15 protein-coding genes are annotated in these 19,344 nt (G+C 54.8%); 7 read left to right on the top strand and 8 right to left on the bottom strand.

Going from position 1 to position 19,344, the window contains the following annotated elements; translation table 11 throughout:
• Positions 1 to 36 precede the first annotated feature (36 nt).
• The 4 genes from ACIDEJ_RS03345 to pntB all read left to right on the top strand — a co-directional run bounded on the left by ACIDEJ_RS03345 (position 37) and on the right by pntB (position 6,055).
• A complete protein-coding gene (locus ACIDEJ_RS03345; protein WP_411986859.1) occupies positions 37 to 978 on the top strand; it encodes a phospholipase A in 942 nt (313 codons plus the stop codon).
• A gap of 36 nt (positions 979 to 1,014) precedes the next feature.
• Positions 1,015 to 2,412, top strand: a complete 1,398-nt coding sequence (locus ACIDEJ_RS03340; protein WP_411986682.1) for a S41 family peptidase — start codon at positions 1,015 to 1,017, stop codon at positions 2,410 to 2,412.
• A gap of 616 nt (positions 2,413 to 3,028) precedes the next feature.
• On the top strand, positions 3,029 to 4,558 hold the full coding sequence (locus ACIDEJ_RS03335) for a Re/Si-specific NAD(P)(+) transhydrogenase subunit alpha (protein WP_411986681.1): 1,530 nt from the start codon (positions 3,029 to 3,031) through the stop codon (positions 4,556 to 4,558).
• Between the two features lie 12 nt (positions 4,559 to 4,570).
• Positions 4,571 to 6,055, top strand: coding sequence for a Re/Si-specific NAD(P)(+) transhydrogenase subunit beta (gene pntB / locus ACIDEJ_RS03330; RefSeq protein WP_411986680.1), 1,485 nt, complete (start codon positions 4,571 to 4,573; stop codon positions 6,053 to 6,055).
• A gap of 68 nt (positions 6,056 to 6,123) precedes the next feature.
• Here pntB and ACIDEJ_RS03325 read toward each other — a convergent pair whose 3' ends face one another.
• From ACIDEJ_RS03325 to hldE, 5 genes are all read right to left on the bottom strand, one after another.
• The gene (locus tag ACIDEJ_RS03325; protein ID WP_411986679.1) at positions 6,124 to 6,714 is read right to left on the bottom strand and encodes a CBS domain-containing protein; all 591 of its coding nucleotides are present in this window, start codon (positions 6,712 to 6,714) and stop codon (positions 6,124 to 6,126) included.
• Positions 6,715 to 6,760: 46 nt separating this feature from the next.
• The gene (locus ACIDEJ_RS03320; protein ID WP_411986678.1) at positions 6,761 to 7,093 is read right to left on the bottom strand and encodes a hypothetical protein; all 333 of its coding nucleotides are present in this window, start codon (positions 7,091 to 7,093) and stop codon (positions 6,761 to 6,763) included.
• A 137-nt stretch (positions 7,094 to 7,230) separates the two neighbouring features.
• A complete protein-coding gene (locus tag ACIDEJ_RS03315; RefSeq protein ID WP_411986677.1) occupies positions 7,231 to 7,710 on the bottom strand; it encodes a TetR family transcriptional regulator in 480 nt (159 codons plus the stop codon).
• A 98-nt stretch (positions 7,711 to 7,808) separates the two neighbouring features.
• Positions 7,809 to 8,678 (bottom strand): hypothetical protein, encoded by an 870-nt coding sequence (locus ACIDEJ_RS03310; RefSeq protein WP_411986676.1) that lies wholly within the window; start codon positions 8,676 to 8,678, stop codon positions 7,809 to 7,811.
• On the bottom strand, positions 8,678 to 10,108 hold the full coding sequence (gene hldE / locus ACIDEJ_RS03305; protein WP_411986675.1) for a bifunctional D-glycero-beta-D-manno-heptose-7-phosphate kinase/D-glycero-beta-D-manno-heptose 1-phosphate adenylyltransferase HldE: 1,431 nt from the start codon (positions 10,106 to 10,108) through the stop codon (positions 8,678 to 8,680). Before hldE ends, ACIDEJ_RS03310 begins: the two co-directional genes overlap by 1 nt.
• 104 nt (positions 10,109 to 10,212) lie before the next feature.
• On the opposite strand from hldE, the gene ACIDEJ_RS03300 reads away from it, so the two are divergent.
• Positions 10,213 to 11,139 (top strand): LpxL/LpxP family Kdo(2)-lipid IV(A) lauroyl/palmitoleoyl acyltransferase, encoded by a 927-nt coding sequence (locus ACIDEJ_RS03300; protein WP_411986674.1) that lies wholly within the window; start codon positions 10,213 to 10,215, stop codon positions 11,137 to 11,139.
• 38 nt (positions 11,140 to 11,177) lie between these two features.
• Here ACIDEJ_RS03300 and ACIDEJ_RS03295 read toward each other — a convergent pair whose 3' ends face one another.
• Positions 11,178 to 12,905, bottom strand: coding sequence for a potassium/proton antiporter (locus tag ACIDEJ_RS03295; protein WP_411986673.1), 1,728 nt, complete (start codon positions 12,903 to 12,905; stop codon positions 11,178 to 11,180).
• Between the two features lie 322 nt (positions 12,906 to 13,227).
• Here ACIDEJ_RS03295 and ACIDEJ_RS03290 point away from each other — a divergent pair, with 322 nt between their 5' ends.
• Complete coding sequence (locus ACIDEJ_RS03290; RefSeq protein ID WP_411986672.1) at positions 13,228 to 14,271, top strand: DUF2268 domain-containing putative Zn-dependent protease; 1,044 nt, start codon at positions 13,228 to 13,230, stop codon at positions 14,269 to 14,271.
• Positions 14,272 to 14,513: 242 nt separating this feature from the next.
• Positions 14,514 to 15,428, top strand: a complete 915-nt coding sequence (locus ACIDEJ_RS03285; RefSeq protein ID WP_411986671.1) for a L,D-transpeptidase family protein — start codon at positions 14,514 to 14,516, stop codon at positions 15,426 to 15,428.
• A 93-nt stretch (positions 15,429 to 15,521) separates the two neighbouring features.
• Here the strand turns inward: ACIDEJ_RS03285 and ACIDEJ_RS03280 are convergent, their stop codons facing one another.
• Positions 15,522 to 16,340, bottom strand: a complete 819-nt coding sequence (locus ACIDEJ_RS03280; protein WP_411986670.1) for an N-acetyl-ornithine deacetylase — start codon at positions 16,338 to 16,340, stop codon at positions 15,522 to 15,524.
• 34 nt (positions 16,341 to 16,374) lie between these two features.
• Positions 16,375 to 19,248 carry a bifunctional [glutamate--ammonia ligase]-adenylyl-L-tyrosine phosphorylase/[glutamate--ammonia-ligase] adenylyltransferase gene (glnE, locus tag ACIDEJ_RS03275; protein WP_411986669.1) on the bottom strand — a complete coding sequence of 958 codons (2,874 nt, stop codon included), beginning with the start codon at positions 19,246 to 19,248 and terminating at the stop codon, positions 16,375 to 16,377.
• Positions 19,249 to 19,344 lie beyond the last annotated feature (96 nt).

Raw genomic sequence — 19,344 nt, 5'->3', positions numbered from 1 at the left:
GTTGGCAATTTTCAGGAGGAAAGGGACAACATGCATGTGTCATCTCGCGCCGCGGGCTTTTTAGCGCTTGGGTTGCTGTTTAGCTGCCAGTACGCGAATGCAGCGCCGCTTTCTCACACGCCGCCCACACAGGAGGGCACATCCGACAATCGCCAGGGCTCGCTGGTGGAGCAGCGGGTAACACAGGAGCTGAGCGCTGCCAGCAACCCTTTTGTGATCACCCCGTATAAAGTGAACTATTTTCTGCCGGTCACTTACAGCGCCGCCCCCAACGAGCGTCCCCTCAGCCCGGAGCAGGCACCGGATGAATACCGGCTGGATCACACCGAAGCCAAATTTCAGCTCAGTTTTAAATTTCCGCTGGCTTATAACCTGTTTGGCGACAATGGCCATCTGTTTTTCGCCTATACCAACCAGTCCTGGTGGCAGGTGTACAACAAGCACAGCTCATCTCCGTTTCGGGAAACCAACCATGAACCGGAATTTCTGCTGATGTTCAATAACGACTGGACGCTGGGGGATTTTACCAACTCCTTTTTGGGGCTTGGGGTGGTGCATCAATCCAACGGCCGCTCCGGGATATTGTCCCGCAGCTGGAACCGCATTTATGGCAACATGATTTTTGACAAGGGCCCGTTGGCCTTTTCCCTGAAGGCCTGGTGGCGCATACCGGAAAAAGAAAAACGCTACGCCAACGACCCCAGCGGCGATGATAATCCGGATATCAACGCCTATCTTGGCAATATTGAACTGATGGCATTATACGGGCCAGGACGTCACCGCTTCAGCATGATGTTACGCAACAACCTGCGAAGCCATCACAATCGCGGCGCCGTGCAGCTCAGCTGGAGTTATCCCATTCTGGGCAACCTGCGCATTTACGCCCAATACTTTAACGGTTATGGTGAAAGCCTGATTGATTACAACGCCCATACAGAACGGATTGGCATTGGCGTGGCGCTCAATGACCTGTTGTAAGCAAGAGCGAAATCGGCGCATGGCGGGATTAACGGGATGAGAGCGGGCTTCAGGGTAATCTTCTATCTGTTTTTATTGGCGCTGCTGATCAGCAGCCTGCAACTGTTACGCCTGGCGCTGCAAAAACCGTTACCGCAGGATGTCATCTCCCATGCCCAACTTGCCCAGGATTTGCAGCACCTGCAACGCCAACTCAGGCGTTACTCCGCCTTTGGTGCCATCTACCCTGAACGCCTAGGTCGCATCGAACAGCACATCCAGCAACTGCAAGCCCGCTATCCACAGCATATCACCCTCAACCGCTTTAATACGGAAGTGCGCAAGCTTATCAGCCTGCTCCAAGACCCGGGCGGGTCGGTGTCAGCGCCGCCATTTACCACCCGACAACTGCCGCTCACCCTGCAAAAGATGCAACAACAATGGCTGGCACTTGATGGCCATCATCCCCTGGACTCACAGCGCCCCTTCATCAGCCATATTGATGGCTTGCCCATGGGCCAATGGCTTGCAGCGGCGCAGCGCATGCTGTGGCCGGGGCAGCCGTTGTCCCGCCAGTTGCAACAACTGCAGACCTTGCGCCAGGAACTGGGCTTGCCGCTCAAAGATCAGGTCATCATCACCCTTGAAGGGCCACGAATGGCGCCCAGGAACATCACCCTGCCGCTGGCTGACAACGCCGTTGCCAATGCCTTGTCACCGCCGGCCATGAGCCAATGGCAGTGGCTGGACAGCCATACCCAGCTGCTGCGCCTGACCCAACTTGACCGGCTGGAGATTGACCCCCAGCTGCGCCGGGATGTGAAAAAAGCCTTGGGGGCAAACACCCTGATCCTGGATCTGCGCCAGGCCAAAGGCAGCAGTCAGTTGCTGCTGCAATGGCTGGCACCCGGCCGCCAGCATCCCGCCACCCAGCCCATGGGATACGCCCGTTATCATCGCTCAGCCCGTCTGCGCAACGACTTTCTCAGCCCCTTGGGGTTTATGCCGGTGCGCCAGTTTCGCCTGTTCCCGCCGATTACCGCCGCGTTGGCAGCGCAGCCTCATCCGTTACTGAGCCCATGGTTTGCCAGACCCTCGCCCGTGTTGCCACCCGCCCCGGCTGCCCCCCAGCAGCGGCTGGTGCTGTTAATCGGTCATGACTGCCGGGAAGAGTGCGAATGGTTGGCCCACAGTGCCAAACAGTGGCGCCACACACTATTGATGGGAGAAGCCACCGCTGGCGACATGGGCCGCAAATACAACGTGCGCTTACCTGCCAGCGGCATTCAGCTGCGTTTTAGCGCCTCGTTGGCATACGATAAATACGGCAACCTGTTATCCGGCAAGGGCACAAGTCCGGATCTGCCCTTGGCACTGCCGCCCCAAGCCCCGTGGGACAGCTTGCTTGATGCACTGCAGCAGCATTTTCTGGCGGCAAGCCAATCCCGGCATTAGGGACGCCACCATTTGGCAGGAGGCTGATCAACAATCTTCAACCAACCGTGCTTTAAAATAAATTTTCAATAATTCTCGAGGGATAATTATATGAGAATTAACAAATAACTAACAATTTCCGTCAAACTGGCAATATGCTGTTATTTCCCTGAACCGTCTCTTTTTGGAACAGTGAAAATAATGCTAACATCATGAAATTCATCAAGGTAATGGCTTGCCATTCAGCCAAAAACACGCTTTACGGGCAGAAAACGCCATGAAACACGACTTTCATCATGCCAGCACAAAACAACAGCTGATACAGTACAAATAAATGTGATTTTTGTGCTGCAGCGCAAACTAATTGCTCCGACCAGCTAAGAAAAGTGCAGATGGAACGATGATAGACTTGTTTCCGGAGCGGGAGTTGCGACAATGCCCCTAGCATTAAATGTGCTGTAAAAGGAAGACTGTTGGTTCGCAAAAAATGGAGTAGTCTAGTAAGCTGGCCCCGCGGACAATTCTTTCACGTTATTGTAACAAGTTGTCTGTAAGTGCCCGGCACAACGCTTTTTTATCCGCCTGCTGCGGGAACCCTGCGGGCGGATGTTTATTTACCAATCATCAGGAATCAGTCATGCAAATTGGAATACCGAGAGAGATTCTCCCCGGTGAAACCCGGGTCGCTGCGACACCGGCCACCGTTGAGCAATTGAAAAAGCTCGGCTTCGAGGTTGTTGTAGAAGCAGGTGCGGGGATGCTGTCCAGCTTCGATGACGCGGCCTTTGAAGCTGCAGGCGCTGCCGTAACAGCAGAAGTTTGGCAAGCGGATTTCATCTTCAAGGTTAATGCGCCCACAGAAGAAGAGATTGCCAAAATCAAAGATGGTGCCACCCTGGTCAGCTTTATCTGGCCAGCCCAACACCCTGAATTGGTGGAAAAGCTGTCCCAGCGCAACATCAATGTGATGGCCATGGACATGGTGCCACGCATCTCCCGGGCCCAGTCAATGGACGCCCTGTCCTCCATGGCCAACATCGGTGGTTATCGTGCGGTAGTGGAAGCTGCCCACGAGTTTGGCCGTTTCTTTACCGGCCAGATCACCGCTGCCGGGAAAGTGCCACCCGCCAAAGTGCTGGTTATTGGTGCCGGGGTTGCCGGTCTTGCGGCCATTGGTGCTGCCGGCTCTTTGGGCGCCATTGTGCGGGCCTTTGATACCCGCCTTGAAGTGGCTGAACAGATTGAGTCCATGGGCGGCGAGTTTCTGAAACTGAACTTTGGCGGCGAAGACGGCGCGTCTTCCGACGGCTATGCCAAAGTGATGAGCGATGAGTTCATCAAGGCGGAAATGGAGCTGTTTGCCCAGCAAGCCAAAGAAGTGGACATTATTGTCACTACCGCGCTGATCCCCGGGAAACCGGCGCCACGCCTTATCACCAAAGAGATGGTGGACACCATGAAAGCGGGTTCGGTGATTGTGGATATGGCAGCCGCCGCTGGCGGGAACTGCGAATATACCAAGCCCGGAGAACTCTTCACCACCGCCAATGGGGTGAAAATCATCGGCTACACCGATCTGCCGGGACGTTTGCCTGCCCAGTCATCCCAGCTTTATGGCACCAACCTGGTGAACCTGATGAAGCTGATGTGCAAAGAGAAAGACGGCAATGCGGTTATCGACTTTGAAGATACCGTGATGCGCAACATGACCGTGGTCAAGGCCGGTGAAGTCACCTTCCCGCCACCAAAAATTTCCGTGTCGGCGGCGCCGCAAAAACAGCCGGCCAAAGCGGTTGCAAAAGAAGCGCCCGCGCCAAAAGCGCCATCCAAGATGAAATACCTGTGGGGTGCCATTGGCGCACTGGCCTTTGGTGCCGTGGCCTCGGTGGCGCCTGCAGAATTTTTGTCACACTTTACCGTGTTCCTGCTCTCCTGTGTGGTGGGTTACTACGTGGTATGGAACGTGACCCATGCGCTGCATACTCCGTTGATGTCAGTCACCAATGCCATTTCAGGCATTATCGTGGTGGGGGCGCTGTTACAGATAGGTCAAGGCTCGGCACTGGTCACAGGACTTGCCTTTTTCGCTGTGCTTATTGCCAGTATCAACATCTTTGGTGGCTTTACCGTCACCCAGCGCATGCTGAAGATGTTCCGTAAAGGTTAAGGGGGAAGTATCGTGTCTCAAGGATTAGTAACAGCGGCCTATATCGTTTCAGCCCTGTGTTTCATTTTGAGTCTGGCGGGGCTTTCCAAACAGGAAACCGCGAAACAGGGGAACATTCTGGGGATCACCGGCATGGCAATCGCGTTGATTGCCACCATTTTGAACCCGGAAACCACCGGTGTGCAGTGGATTATCCTGGCCATGGTGATTGGCGGTGCCATTGGCATACGCTTGGCACTGAAAGTGGAAATGACCCAAATGCCAGAACTGGTCGCCATCCTGCACTCGTTTGTAGGCCTGGCAGCGGTGCTGGTGGGCTTTAACAGCTTCATCGACCTGCATCCACAAGCCACCACCAGTGTGGTGGTCAGTGCAGGCTCCGATCTGCAAGCCACGCTGGAGGCTGCCACCGCCGCCTTTAACGAGGCAGCCAAAGCGGCACAACATGCCCAGCTCACAGGTGCCATGCTCAACATCCACCTGGTGGAAATCTTCCTGGGTGTGTTTATCGGGGCGGTTACCTTTACCGGCTCCATCGTGGCGTTTGGCAAATTGCGCGGGATGATTTCATCAAAACCGTTGATGCTGCCCCATCGCCACAAGCTGAACCTGCTGGCAGTGGTCGTATCCTTCCTGCTGATGCTGTATTTCGTCAATGCCGGGGGCAACACCTTTGCCATGCTGCTGATGACGCTGATTGCCCTGGCCTTTGGCTGGCATCTGGTGGCATCCATTGGTGGCGCTGACATGCCGGTAGTGGTGTCCATGCTGAACTCCTATTCTGGATGGGCGGCTGCCGCTGCAGGCTTCATGCTGTCAAACGACCTGCTGATCATTACCGGTGCGCTGGTAGGCTCTTCCGGTGCCATTCTGTCTTACATCATGTGCAAGGCCATGAACCGCTCCTTCATTTCGGTCATCGCCGGCGGCTTTGGTACTGATGGTGCAGTCAGCACAGGTGATGAAGAGATGGGTGAATACCGGGAAACTTCCGCTGAAGAAGTGGCCGAGCTGCTGAAAAACTCCAGCTCCGTCATCATCACCCCCGGGTATGGCATGGCGGTAGCTCAGGCACAGTATCCGGTAGCGGAAATCACCCAGAAACTTCGCTCTCTGGGCGTTAAGGTACGCTTTGGCATCCATCCGGTGGCCGGCCGCCTGCCGGGACACATGAACGTACTGCTGGCTGAAGCCAAAGTCCCTTACGATATCGTGCTGGAAATGGATGAAATTAACGATGACTTTGAAGACACCGATACCGTACTGGTCATTGGTGCCAACGACACCGTTAACCCTGCTGCCGCAGAAGACCCCACCAGCCCTATCGCCGGGATGCCAGTACTGGAAGTATGGAAAGCCCACAATGTGGTTGCCTTCAAGCGCTCCATGAATACCGGCTATGCCGGAGTGCAAAACCCGCTGTTTTTCAAGGATAACACCCAGATGTTGTTTGGTGATGCCAAAGACTCTGTAACAGCAATCCTCAACGCGCTGTAATCCTTATAAAGGCAAACAAAAAACCGGTGGCTTGAGCCACCGGTTTTTTTATCCACGATAACCAACGCCTATCGGGCATAAAGCTGTTGTTCACTGTCAAAGCCATGGCTTTCCCGTAACTGGCGCAGGATTTCCAACACCTCACCGCCCTGATCCCGCAATTGGGGAGCATGACGCAAACGCCCCAAGATGTCTTCAGCGCTCAGCAACCCCAAAATCTGCTGCTGGCGATTGAGCACCAGCAAAAAATCCCGCTGCAAACGGCGGAATGTATCCAGTACATCCAGCACGCTGCAATCCCTTAAGGATACCGCATCAACCACCGGCAGCTCGGCAATGGGCAACATCACATCGGCCACGCACCAAAAAGCAGGGCCATGGGTTTTATCCGTGTACCTCACCAAATTATCGCTAGATAACCAATGACGGGTGATGATGCCCAACAGCTTGTTCTGATCATTAATCACGTAGTTCACCATGGCATTTTCAGCCGTCATCACCTTATAGGCATCTGGTACGGACATATCGGCATGTAACGCCATCTGTTGGGGAGCATTTACATTAATCAACGCGCTGCTCGCCGCAGATTGTGCTGACAACCTACGGTAATGGGCATTAATTTCCAGGGTGTCCAGGGTATAAGTGTGCAATGTTTTCATGACGCACCTCCGCTTGAAAACTCAATTTGATTGACGAAATTGGTATTCAGGCAAAGGCGGGTGGCGCCCGGGTGAGCGCCTGGGGAAAAATGGCCAGGGCCAAACTACAAGAGGGAGAGATACCAGGATGTATCAACCCATTGGCGCTTTTTAATCCGGCAAGCTGAACGGATGCATGGCCCACAAAGGGTTCGGATTCTGGCAGTTCATCCGGCAACAATGCCGGAATGGAGCTATCCGAGAAGGTATTGGCCAACAACGGCTGACTGGCGCTTAACCCGGGAGATGTAACGGAAACGGCAGAAGAGAACGCCACGAGCGACAGGGTCAGCATAATGCCGACTAACCACAAGGTGATGACTCGCAACGCCTGACTCATGTGATCCATATCCCGTTTTTACCGATAACGGGACACTAGCACAGTTTTTAAACTGGATGCAATGATTAAAAAACCGTCATTTTCCAACAAGACAAAATGCCAAAGACAAAGCACAGCCTTGTCTGGAAGCGCTGAGCTTAAGCGGCCTTTTTCAGTAATGATGCCATGGAAAATTGCAAGGCACTGGTGCCAAGCAGTTCCCGAACCTGCTCCCGCCCTTCTGTTCCCAAAGCGGCCTCAGCTTGCTGCAAGGCCTGCTCCACGGCGCAAAACTCCGGCATGTCCTCTTCAGGGCGGCCGCAGATACTGAAAAACAAACGCAACACCGCTTGTTGCTCCGGCTGGGTCATGGCCTGCTGCCAGGAATGCTGCAATGCCTTGCAGCTGGAAAAATCCAGCGCCGAAATGAAGTGCTCGCCAATCCGCTCATTAAGCCGCAACAAAAAATCCAGTTTGCGGGGAAAGTGGTGGCTGACACCAGTGCGACTGATCCCCAAGGCATCGGCCAAGGTGGAGTAGGACATATTCTCAAAGCCAATCGTGAGGATCTGACGAAAAGCCTCATCCATAATCTGCTGAATTGTAAGTTCGGTCTGAGCCCTGGAACGCTTCGCCATTGTCATGTCCTCTGATGCAATCATCCTATTAGTTGCGCAAAAGCTTACCAAAGGAAATGGCTCATGGCTCCTAGCAAAACCGCTATCACGGGGGGTTTTTACGGTTTGTTCAGGGCAGATTCAGTTAGCTGAACCACAGGTGACAATGGCGGCATGTGTTGCTGCTGCAACCAGCTGTTTGCGGCCTGACGGCCCATCAAATGCACCAGTGTGGGCTGTAATATGCGCCCCAAGGCCGGGCGGCGCCAGAACATGTAATCCGGCAAGGGTTGCAGACTGGCAGCACTGAAGACCCGCTGCAGCAAGCTGGAAAATTCAGCAATGGCATCTGCATCATAGCGCTCAACCCGCGGGAAAAAATCCGCGGCAAAATCATCAAATCGGGTAAAGGCGGCAAGCTTGGCTACCGTGTAATGCCGCAATACGGGCAACAGGTATAACGCACTCCAGTGGGACAGGTTTTCGATGTGGGACATCACTGCCAGATTGCGCCGATGGTATTGCTGCCATGCCAGTGCCAGGCTGCCCGTTGCCCTGGCACTGCGCCACAGCAGGTAACAATCCGCCAGCCATTCCTGCTCCAAAGGGGTAAGCTTGGCAGGCAACACCGTGCCCTGCAGCCGTTTGGTTTCAAGATGCCCCAATTCATGCCAGAGGGTTAACTCGGGTTGCTGTTGCAAGGGCAGCTGATACACCTGATTATTCCACATGGCGCTTTCACTGTGGGCCAAGCGCTGCGGCGCCCACAGCACCATGCCGGCCACATCCTCGTGCACCACCGCCACCGCCATTGCAGCACGCAATGCCAGTGCCTCACGGTAACGGCCAGCATCCCGGGGCAGTTGTTGCTGCACATCCCAAGGCAGCGCCGCCAGACATGCGTCAATGGCCGCTGGCGGACACACCAACGCCTGTTTGGGGCCCACATCCACCCAAAACAGGGTGGCCGCCAACAGGCTGCCCAGCATTAAGGCTTATCCATGATGTGCTGAATAATGGCTGTGGTGGAAATGCCGTCTTCAAACCCCAGCACCTTGACACTGCCGCCAGCGGCCATCACTTCCTGTCCACCGGCAATCTCTTCAATCCGGTAATCCCCGCCCTTTACCAGTAAATCCGGCAACAAGCGGGCAATCAGCCGCTGCGGGGTATCCTCGCTAAAAGGCACCACCCAATCCACCGCTGCCAGCCCCGCCAGCACCGCCATGCGCCGGGCCACGTTATTCACCGGGCGCCCAGCACCTTTAAGGCGCCGCACGGAGTCATCATCATTGACCGCCACAATCAGCCGGTCGCCAAGGGCTCTGGCCTCTTTCAGGTAAGACACGTGCCCGGCATGCAAAATGTCAAAGCAGCCATTGGTCATCACCACTTTCTCGCCACGCAGTTTGGCTTGCTCCAGCGCATACACCAGTTGCTCTTCGCTCATCACCCCGAAACCGGACTCACCATGGCGCAGCGATAATGCGTCAATCAGCTCGATGCGGCTCACGGTAGAGGTGCCAAGCTTGCCCACCACCACGCCGGCGGCGGTATTGGCAAGTGCACAAGCCTGAGGCAGATTGCTCCCGGCCGCCAACGCGCTTGCCAAGGCGGAAATCACCGTATCGCCGGCACCGGTCACGTCATACACTTCCCGAGCCACGGTAGGAATGTGCAGTTCATCCCCAGCGGCAGTGATTAACGTCATGCCCTGCTCTGAGCGGGTAACCAGCAATGCATCCAGCTGATGAAGGCTAATCAGCTGCCGGGCCTTGCTGACCAAATCCGCTTCGGATGTCACTTTGCCCACCACGGCCTCAAATTCGCTCATGTTCGGCGTGATAAGGCTGGCGCCGCGATAACGGGCAAAATCGCTACCTTTGGGATCCACCAGCACCGGGATCCCTTGCTGGCGCGCCGCCTCTATCAGCAGTCGAGGATCATCAATGGCGCCTTTGGCGTAATCCGACAAAATCAGCAAATTGCAGTTTGCCAGTTGCGGGATGGCGGCGGCCAACAGCTGCTGGCTTTGCTGGGCGCTAAAGGGTTCTTCAAAATCCAGCCGGATTAACTGCTGGTTGCGACTGAGCACCCGCAATTTGGTAATGGTGGGCTTGTCTTCCACTTGTAGCCAATGAGGCACCACTCCCTGTACCTGCAAGCCACGGGTCAACGATGTTGCCGCATCATCATGTCCCACCAGGCCGCACAAGGTCACGTGCCCGCCCAAGGCGGCAATGTTCAGCGCCACGTTGGCAGCACCGCCCGGACGGTCTTCAAGCTGTTTGATGTTCACCACCGGCACCGGGGCTTCCGGCGAAATCCGTCCGGTAGGGCCGCTCCAGTATCGGTCCAGCATCACATCACCCACAACCAACACCCGGGCTTTTTCAAAAGGAGGCAGGGTCACTTTCATTTGCAGTGTATCCAGTCTTGGCAAAATAAAGCCGATTGTACCTAATTTCCCTGAAAATTTGCGTTAGAATAACCGTTAATTTTTTTGTGACATTCGGGGCCCTCGTGGTAGAAAAAGCACAATTTTCAACGCAGTTACTGCATCCTAGATACTGGTTGTTGTGGCTGGGGATTGGTCTTGCCAAACTGGCAACCTTCTTGCCCATGCGCTGGCAAATGAAGCTGGGCGCGGTTATCGGGCGCCTGGCCATGAAATTTGCCGGCAAGCGCCTGGCCACCGCCCGCCGTAATATCGAGTTGTGCTTTCCTGACAAAACACCGGCACAACAGCAACACTTGCTGCAACGTAATTTTGAAGAAACCGGCAAGGCGATTTTCGATACCGTCAATGCCTGGTGGTGGAGTGATGCCCGCATCAAACGCCATATGCAAATCAAGGGGCAAGAGCATGTACAACAAACGCTGGATGACGGCCAGGGGGTCATTCTGTTTGCCGTGCATTGTCTGCCACTGGAAATGGGCGCCCGCATTTTCGGCCAGTTTCATCCGGGGGTGGGGGTATACCGACCTCACAACAATCCCTTGATGGAATACCTGCAGGTTCAGGGGCGGCTGCGCTCCAACAAGGCGCTAATCCCCAAACGGGACTTGCGCCAGATGGTGCGTTGCCTGCGCAATGCCGATGTTATCTGGTATACCGCCGATCAGGATTTCGGGCGTTCCAGCGCCGTATTCATTCCGTTTTTTGCCGTGAAAGAGGCCGCCACCATTACCGGTGGCACCACCTTGGCCAAATTGGGCAAAGCCAAAGTGTTACCCTTTTTTGTGGAGCGTAATGCTGACGACAACGGCTATACCATTGACATACAACCGCCACTGGATGATTTCCCCGGGGAAAATGAACTGGAAGATGCCCTTCGCGGCAATGGCATTATTGAGCAGCTTATCAGCCGTAACCTACCCCAATACATGTGGCTGCATCGGCGTTTCAAAACCCGGCCGGATGCTGACACCCCGTCACTCTACCGGTAGTTTTTCCATGAAAAACGGCGCCGCTGCGCCGTTTTTTGTTACTCTTCAGGGGGCAGCCGTATCCCCACACGCGTCACCGCCCCCTCTTGCATATCCGCCACAATCCAGCCAATGCCTTGCCAAGTGAACTGATCGCCCACCACAGGTGTTCCGCCAAGATACTTCGTCACCAGCTCCGCCATGTGCATCTCCTGATGCTCCGCATCCAGCGTAATGCCGTAAATCGTGGCAATATCCCGCAAGGGAATATCCATGCCGATGAAAAAGTCCCCAAAAAAACGCGGGAGATCTTTTTTCTGGGGCGCCTCGCTGAACAATTGGCTTAATGCCCCGAGATCCTTCTCCTGCGCCAGCACGCAAACGATGTCATCGGCCTCCAAACGGGTGCTGCCTGACGGGTGCATCAACTCCTGATGGCGAAACAAGGCAACAATACGTGTGCCTTCCGGCATGGCAAGATGCCGCAGCGACTCGCCCACACACCATTTGGTGGCTTTTAACCGGTAAACGAAAATCTCCCATTCACTGGTGGGATACACCTCCAGCGCCGAACGTGACACGGGCTCAGGCTTCGGCGGCAAGGTTATTTTGGCCAATCGCGCCGCCGCAGTTAAGGTGCTCCCTTGCAACAACAAGGAGATGAGCACCACAAAAAAGGCCAGATTAAAGTACAGCTGGGCGTTGGGCAGCCCTGCCATCATGGGGAAAACCGCCAAAATGATGGGTACCGCCCCCCGCAAGCCCACCCAGGAGATGAAGTGCAGCTCCCGGGGCTGAAAGCTGCGAAAAGGCCACAGGCTCACCCACACGGCCAGGGGTCTGGCAATGAAAATCATGCCGAGCGCCAGTATCAATCCCGGCAACCAGATATCCTTGAGCTCCGACGGGGTCAGTAGCAGTCCCAATACCAGGAACATGCCAATCTGGGCTGACCAGGTCATGCCATCCAAAACGCTGAGAATGGCGTGCTTGCCGCGGGTGGCCATATTCCCCAGCAGCAGGCCCACCAGATAGATGGACAAAATGCCACTGCCCCCCAGGGCATTGGAGATGGCATAAACCATTAACCCGCCACTGAGTACTAAAATGGAATACAGGCCGTCTGCCAGCTGTGTATGGTTTACCACTCGCCAAATCACCCAGCCGCCGCCCAAGCCCAACAGGGCGCCAAAGCCGAATTGCTTCAAGATGCTGACAAGCAGAAAACCGGCACTCACCTCATCACCGCCACTGCTGGCCAAAATGGCTATCAGGGTTACCGTGAGAAACACCGCCATCGGATCGTTACTGCCGGACTCAATCTCCAGTGTGGCCCCCACCCGCTCATTGATGCTGCGGCCCTTGAGCAAGCTGAATACCGCTGCGGCATCAGTGGAGCCCACAATGGCCCCCACCAGCAAGCCCTGCAAAGGGCTAAGTTCAAACAGCCACGCGGCCAGCATGCCCGTGAGTCCGGCGGTAATCACCACCCCCACGGTGGCCAACGACAATGCCGGCCACAAGGCCACCCTGAAACTGGCCACTCGGGTACGCATGCCCCCATCCAGCAAAATTACGGCCAAGGCCAGATTACTCACCAGATAAGCCGTGGCGTAATTGTTGAAAACGATGCCCCCGGGGCCATCTTCCCCGGCCAGGATGCCAACGGTTAAAAACACCACCAGAATCGGGATCCCCAATCGGGAAGACAGGGGGCTTATCAACACGCTAACAGCCGTTAGCAAGGCGCCAATAAGAAAAATATTGTTGATTGTGTTTGCGTCCAACACGACCTCCCGACAACTCATCATCCCATGATCATGCCCGAAAGCATCCTGATCCAAGGGTAAAACAGGGCACCATTACCCATACCGAGCATATTATGAATATTTCAATTATATCGATGATAATTTAAGGTTTTCTTGCTATTTTTTACCAAGTTACTAAAAATGCATCGACAAAAACAGCAACTTTTAACAGTTCATCAACAGTTTAAAAGACTGGGGTCACCCCTGATAAATCTGGATACATTCCATAAATTTACAAAAGCGCATTTTCCACTTACGTTTAACCCTTCGGCTGACATTGTTGCAAAAGGAATGAAATCCCATGTATCACATCATCCTCACGTTTGGCATTCTGTTACTGGGGTTTCCCGCGCTGGCAGGCACCATCCCTCAAAATGCCCAACAAGCCATGACCCAGAATCATCTCACCATAAGCAACAGGGGCGCGGCATTTAAGGCTTACTGGGACAAATACCAGCAGGCAACGGATGAAGAAAAACTCAAGGGATTGAAGCAGGAATACATTGCGCAATTTGCCGCATTTTATAAAAAGCACCTGAACATGGATGACAAGGCGTTACTGGGTACCCTCAAGTTCATCGGCACCCATCAGCAAGCCTTTTTTGACAATTTCCAGTACATGGAGCGTCATATGGCGCCCATTGCGGCCACCACCTTGAATTATTACCGGCAGCAAAACCTGCATCTCACCATTTATATCGACCCCTTGCTGCAAAATGGCGGAGAGGGGATTTGGCTTGGCAAAAATCAAGGGGCCCTGCTGCTCTCCGTGCCGGTATTGTCCCGGCTGGAACTGGCACCGCGTATTTTTTCCAACAGTGACCACACACTGTTCAATTTGTTCATTGCCCATGAGCTGACCCATGTTATCCACCAAAACATGCTGGGGTATGACTTTGATGGCAAGCTGCAGGACATCAATGACATTTCCATTGCCGACATCACCCTGTTTACCGAAGGCCTGGCAAACTACGCCGCCAGTGAGATTGTGGGCACCCCCCTTAAACAGGCCATGATTTTTTACCCGGAATACATGCCGGGGGATGGGGTGCCCTCTTTTGATGAACTGTTACAAAAGTATCCGGCGGTGGAAAAGATAACCGTCAAGGAAGCCCGCGACGATAAGGAAAAATACCGGGAATACCGCGCCTGGTTCAGCCCCCGGGGCAACATTGATGATTTAATGCCGTTCAAACCATACCCCGCCATTGGCTATTATCTGGGCAGCATGTTGCTCCAGGACTATGCCCGGCAACATCAGCTTTCGGTGGCTGAGCTGATGCAGCTGGATGTGGTGGATGATGTACCCAGGATCATACAAGGTTACACCCGGCGCGCACCCTAGCCACTGCGGCGCAGTGCCATCCTCCGCTAACACGTAGCGTCAGGAAATGGGCGAGCGGGGGCTAAAAGCACATGAGTAACCCCCAAGGCATGGCCTTTAAGAGCAGTGCTGCGGCCTTGGGCCAAGAGGATTTTTCACTAAAATGCGCCTCTTGGTTGAAATTCCAGAATAAATAAGGAAGGATGCCAGCTTCCGGTTGTCAAAATAGCAGTCACATTCTGTAGGTGAAGGCCAAAAATCCTATGCGTAATTTGTTCCAAAAAGCCCTGTTATCAGGGCTGCTGATATTAACTAGCCATGCATTTGCCCTTGAATATCCCCTGCCACCCAAAGGCAGCCGTCTGGTGGGACACAATGAATATTATGTGGTGCCGGATCAAAAACTGACCCTTGAGAGCATTGCCGACGAGTTTCAGCTGGGGCTGACCAACATGCTGGAAGCCAATCCCGGGGTGGACCCTTTTTTGCCTCAACCCCACAGCACCTTGCTGATCCCCCATCAATTGATTTTGCCTGACGCCCCCATGGCCGGCATTGTGATCAATGTGGCCGAAATGCGCCTTTACTATTATCCGAAACATGGCAAAACCGTTGAAATCCTGCCCATCGGCATTGGCCAGTTGGGCAAAGACACGCCGGAGAATTGGGTGACCAAAATCCAGCGTAAAAAAGCCAATCCCACCTGGACGCCCACCGCCGCCATGCATAAAGAATATGCCGCCAAGGGCGAAACCCTGCCCGCCGTCTGGCCCGCAGGCCCGGATAATCCCATGGGGCAATTTGCGCTGTATCTGGGGCGTTTGTATGCCATTCATGGCACCAATGCGAATTTTGGCATTGGCTTGCGCGTCAGCCATGGTTGTGTGCGGCTGCGCAATGATGACATTGAGAACCTGTTTAACGCCGTACCACTGGGGACCCGGGTTCAGTTTGTGAACCAGCCCATCAAAACCTCGCTGGAACCTGATGGCAGCCGCTGGCTTGAAGTGCACAACCCGCTGTCACGCACGGAAGAAGAGTTCAATTCCACCGCGCCCACCGTGTTGCAACTCACCCCCAACATCAGCCGTTTCATTGCCCATGGCGACACACAGTCACATGTTTTGAAACGGGTACTGGATGACCGCAGCGGCGTGCCTACCCGCATTAATCCTTGACCTGTGGCACTGGGGAACCCTTGGTAAATCAGGAGTTCCCCAGGTTTCTGGGGTTACTGGCCCCCTTATGCGCCAGTGCCATTTTTGAAGATGTCAACGCGACACAAAGCTGCTGATGAACTGTGTCATCACCGCGCTGTTAGCCAGTATCCGCTGATCGAAATTGGCTTGTCCCGGAGTTTCGCTGCAGGCGCCGTTTCTGGCACCGTTACGCACCAGCCAGGCTTCAAAGGAGCTGTCAAAATGGTTGAAGATGATGCCATCCTGTACCGGGCAGTCATCAATGCGGGATGCCTCGGCCACGGGCAGGTAATGGGTCAGTGCCGACAACAAGCCCTCACTGAAGGCGCCGGGTTGCTGCCGTGGTTCAAAGGTGTAGACGTAGGTATGCTGCAGCAATACATCTTCATGGCAAGTCAGGATGCCATCGCGGCTGGCGCCCTGCAATATCTGGCCGTGAGCCAGCAGCAATTTGCCTTCCACTGACGGACCAATGCTGGGGTCTGCCACCGGCAAATACCCCCGGTTGGGATTTTCACCGTACATGTTAAAACGGTGTCCCTTGCTAAAGCCGGTAGCATTCACCAGGGGCAGCAATGTCAGGTTGAGCTGGCTGAATATCTCCTCGGTGAGCGATGACATAAAATGCAACACTCCCCAAGGGCCGGCGGCCTCCTCGCCGTGAAAACCGCTACTGATTAACACGGACGGCAACTGGGCATCCGCCGCCGGTGGCTGCAATAGCCGCAAGGGATGTCCGTCCACATGTCCAAGCACCCTAAGGCTCATGCCCAACCGTTCGACTTCCTGCAGCAGTAGTTCGTCAAACTGCTGCAAGTCGTTGCTGTCGCAGGCAAAAATCTCAGAGTGCCAACAAAAGCTCTCATAAGGGGCACGGCTATTTGTAATCATCTTGGCAATATCCCTCTGTCATCTGATGATGCAGTCACTGACCTGCTACCGCTTGGGGCTGCAGGACCTGTTCAAAAATCTTGCTCACTTGCCCGATGGGGGCACTCACGGCATCCAGCGGCAATTGCCCCGGTTTTTCCGCCAGCGTCAGCCGGTGATTTTTATCCCGCAGTTGGCAGTATACCTGTGTCAGCAACTGTGCCTGCATGGTGGGCAGCAATTCCAAATCGGCCAGTGTTTCGAAAATGCGCACATTGTCAGACCACATGCACAATTGAGGATACTCATGGGCATGGGCCAGCACCAGATACTGGGCAATGAATTCAATATCGGCAATGCCGCCAGAACCCTGTTTAAGATCAAACACATCCTCGGCCGCCTTTAACAGGTGATCGCGCATTTTCTGGCGCATATTGCGCACGTCCGAGGCCAGCTCGCCAAGGTTGCGGGGCTGTTGCAACACCTGATTGCGGATGGTGGCAAAGCGCTGTGCCAGCGGATTGTCCCCATAAATGAAACGCGCCCGCACCAGTGCCTGATGCTCCCAGGTCCAGGCTTCATTGAATTGATAATCGGCAAAAGCGTCAATGGTACTCACCAGCAAGCCGGAGGCACCGGACGGTCGCAGGCGCAAATCCACCTCATACAAGGTGCCGGACATGGTGCGGGTGGTAAACAGATGCTGAATGCGCTGAGCCAGCTTCACGTAGAAATAGCCGGTATCCAGTGGCCGCGCGCCATCTGTGACGCCGCTATTGCCGGTATGCAGAAACACCAAATCCAGATCAGAGCCATAACCCAGCTCAATGCCGCCCAGCTTGCCGTATCCCACCACTGCAAAGCCGGTTTGCCCTTGCGGTAATCCAGCCGGAACGCCGTGCCGCTCGGTCACCTGACGCCAGGCCTGTTGCACCACCTGTTCAATAATGGCTTCTGCCAGAAAGGTCAGGTGATCGCTCACTTCCATCACCGGTAACACCCCGGTGACATCAGCGGCGGCGATTTTAAGCTGTTGCGACAGTTTGAACTGCCGTAGCGCTTCCATCTGCTGCTCCATGTCATCTTCGGGAATGCGCAGCAGGTACTGGCGCAGCTCGCTGGCGTAATCATCCAGGGAGGTGGTGTTATACAAGTGCGCCGGGTCAATCAGTTCGTCAAGCAACACCGGGAAACGCGCCAGCTCGGTGGCAATCCAGGGGCTGGCAAGGCACAAGCTGATCAACTGCTGCCGGGCACCGGGATTTTCATACAGCAATTCCAGGTAAGTGGTACGGGTGAGGATTTGCTCCAGCACGCCCAGCACGGGTTTCAAGGCTCGGGAGGGTGCTTGTTGCAGCCCGACCTCCTCCAACAGCTTTGGCATGAGTTTATCAAGGGTTTCCCGGCCTCTGGGGCCAATGCTGCGATGGCTGATGGTGTCGCACCAATGGCGCAGCAACGGGGCAAATTCGGCATCTTCAATGCCGTGCTCGGCCAGCATGGACTGGGCCATTTCCGGTGTTTGGCAACTCCATAACTGCACGGTCCAGCTGTCATGGCTGGCATCGCAGCTTTCTTCCCCGCCAACCGTGGCGCAAAAATGCCGGTGCACGCCACGCATGGCCACCGTAATGGCTTCACGCAGCCGTGCCGGGGTTTCCATGCCAAGGGCAAAACACAAGCGTTGCCAGTCCAGCGGATTATCGGGCAGCGTCTGGGTTTGCCTGTCGGCAATGGCCTGCAACAGGTTTTCCACTCGTCGCAGCAAACAGTAATATTGGCGCAACTGCTCCACCGCAGTGTAATCCAGCTGGCCCAGCTCGTACAGGGTACTGATGGCAGTAAACAGGTTTTGTACCCGCAGATCTGGCTCCCGCCCGCCACGGATCAGCTGAAAGCTTTGCACCACGAATTCCACTTCGCGAATGCCACCGGCGCCCAGTTTGATATTGTCCACCAAGTGACGCCGCCGCACTTCCTGGGCAATCAGGGATTTCATCCGCCGCAAGGAGTCAATTGCCGAAAAATCGATATAACGGCGATACACAAAAGGCCGCAGCAAATCATGCAATTGATCGGAAAACTCCGTCCAGGGGCCCAGCGCCCGGGCTTTCACCATGGCATAGCGTTCCCATTCCCGCCCCTGTTCCTGATAGTAATCTTCCAGTGCGCTGTAACTGACCACCAGCGGCCCGCTGTCGCCGTAAGGCCGTAAACGCATGTCCACCCGGAAAACAAAGCCATCGGTTGTCACCTGCCCCAGCAGGTTGACCAATCGCTGTCCCATGCGGATGAAAAACTGCTGATTGTCCAATGTACGGCGCCCGCCATGGGTTTCACCGTGTTCGGGGAAAGTGAAAATAAGATCGATGTCCGAGGAGAAATTCAGCTCCCGCCCGCCGAGTTTGCCCATGCCCAGGATCATCAACGGCTGGGGATTTCCCGCCTTGTCGCAGGGGGTGCCCAAATCCTGGCACATGGCGGCATACAACCAGTCACGGGCCGCGATAATCAACGCCTCGGCCAGTACGGACAAATCCAGTAATGAAGCTTCCAGCGGCGCCCTGCCCGTGAAATCGCGCCAGGCCAGGCGGGTCATCTGTTTGTTACGATAACGGCGCAAGACGGCTTTGGCGGTTTCCTCATCGCTCACATCCTGCAAAAGATGGCGCAGTTGCTCACCAAAAAATTGCCGCTCCGGTTTGGCAAAATCCTCACGGAAAAACTCGTCAAGCCACTGAGGGTGGATAAGTAACTGCTCGGCGACAAAATCGCTCAGCCCCAACATCTGATGCAGCGCCTGTTGCTGCTCTGGGGTCAACCCTGTCTCAAGTTCTGGCCAGCGGCTGTATAGTCGTTCCCGGTGTTTTTCTGCCGCTTGTTCGAGAAGTGGATGATAAGGCGTTGCCCCGCCTGTGGTTGTCCCCATATTGCTCCCAACATATGATTTTTAGTTCGACATATTATGTCAAAGGTGTTATAGATAGCTCCATTATGGCTTGCCTTGGGCAGGCAGATCCTACGC

Source organism: Shewanella mytili, from assembly GCF_046765975.1.
Lineage (GTDB): Bacteria > Pseudomonadota > Gammaproteobacteria > Enterobacterales > Shewanellaceae > Shewanella > Shewanella mytili.
Note: the sequence above shows the minus strand (reverse complement) of the source record. Positions and strands in the feature narration are given on the sequence as shown.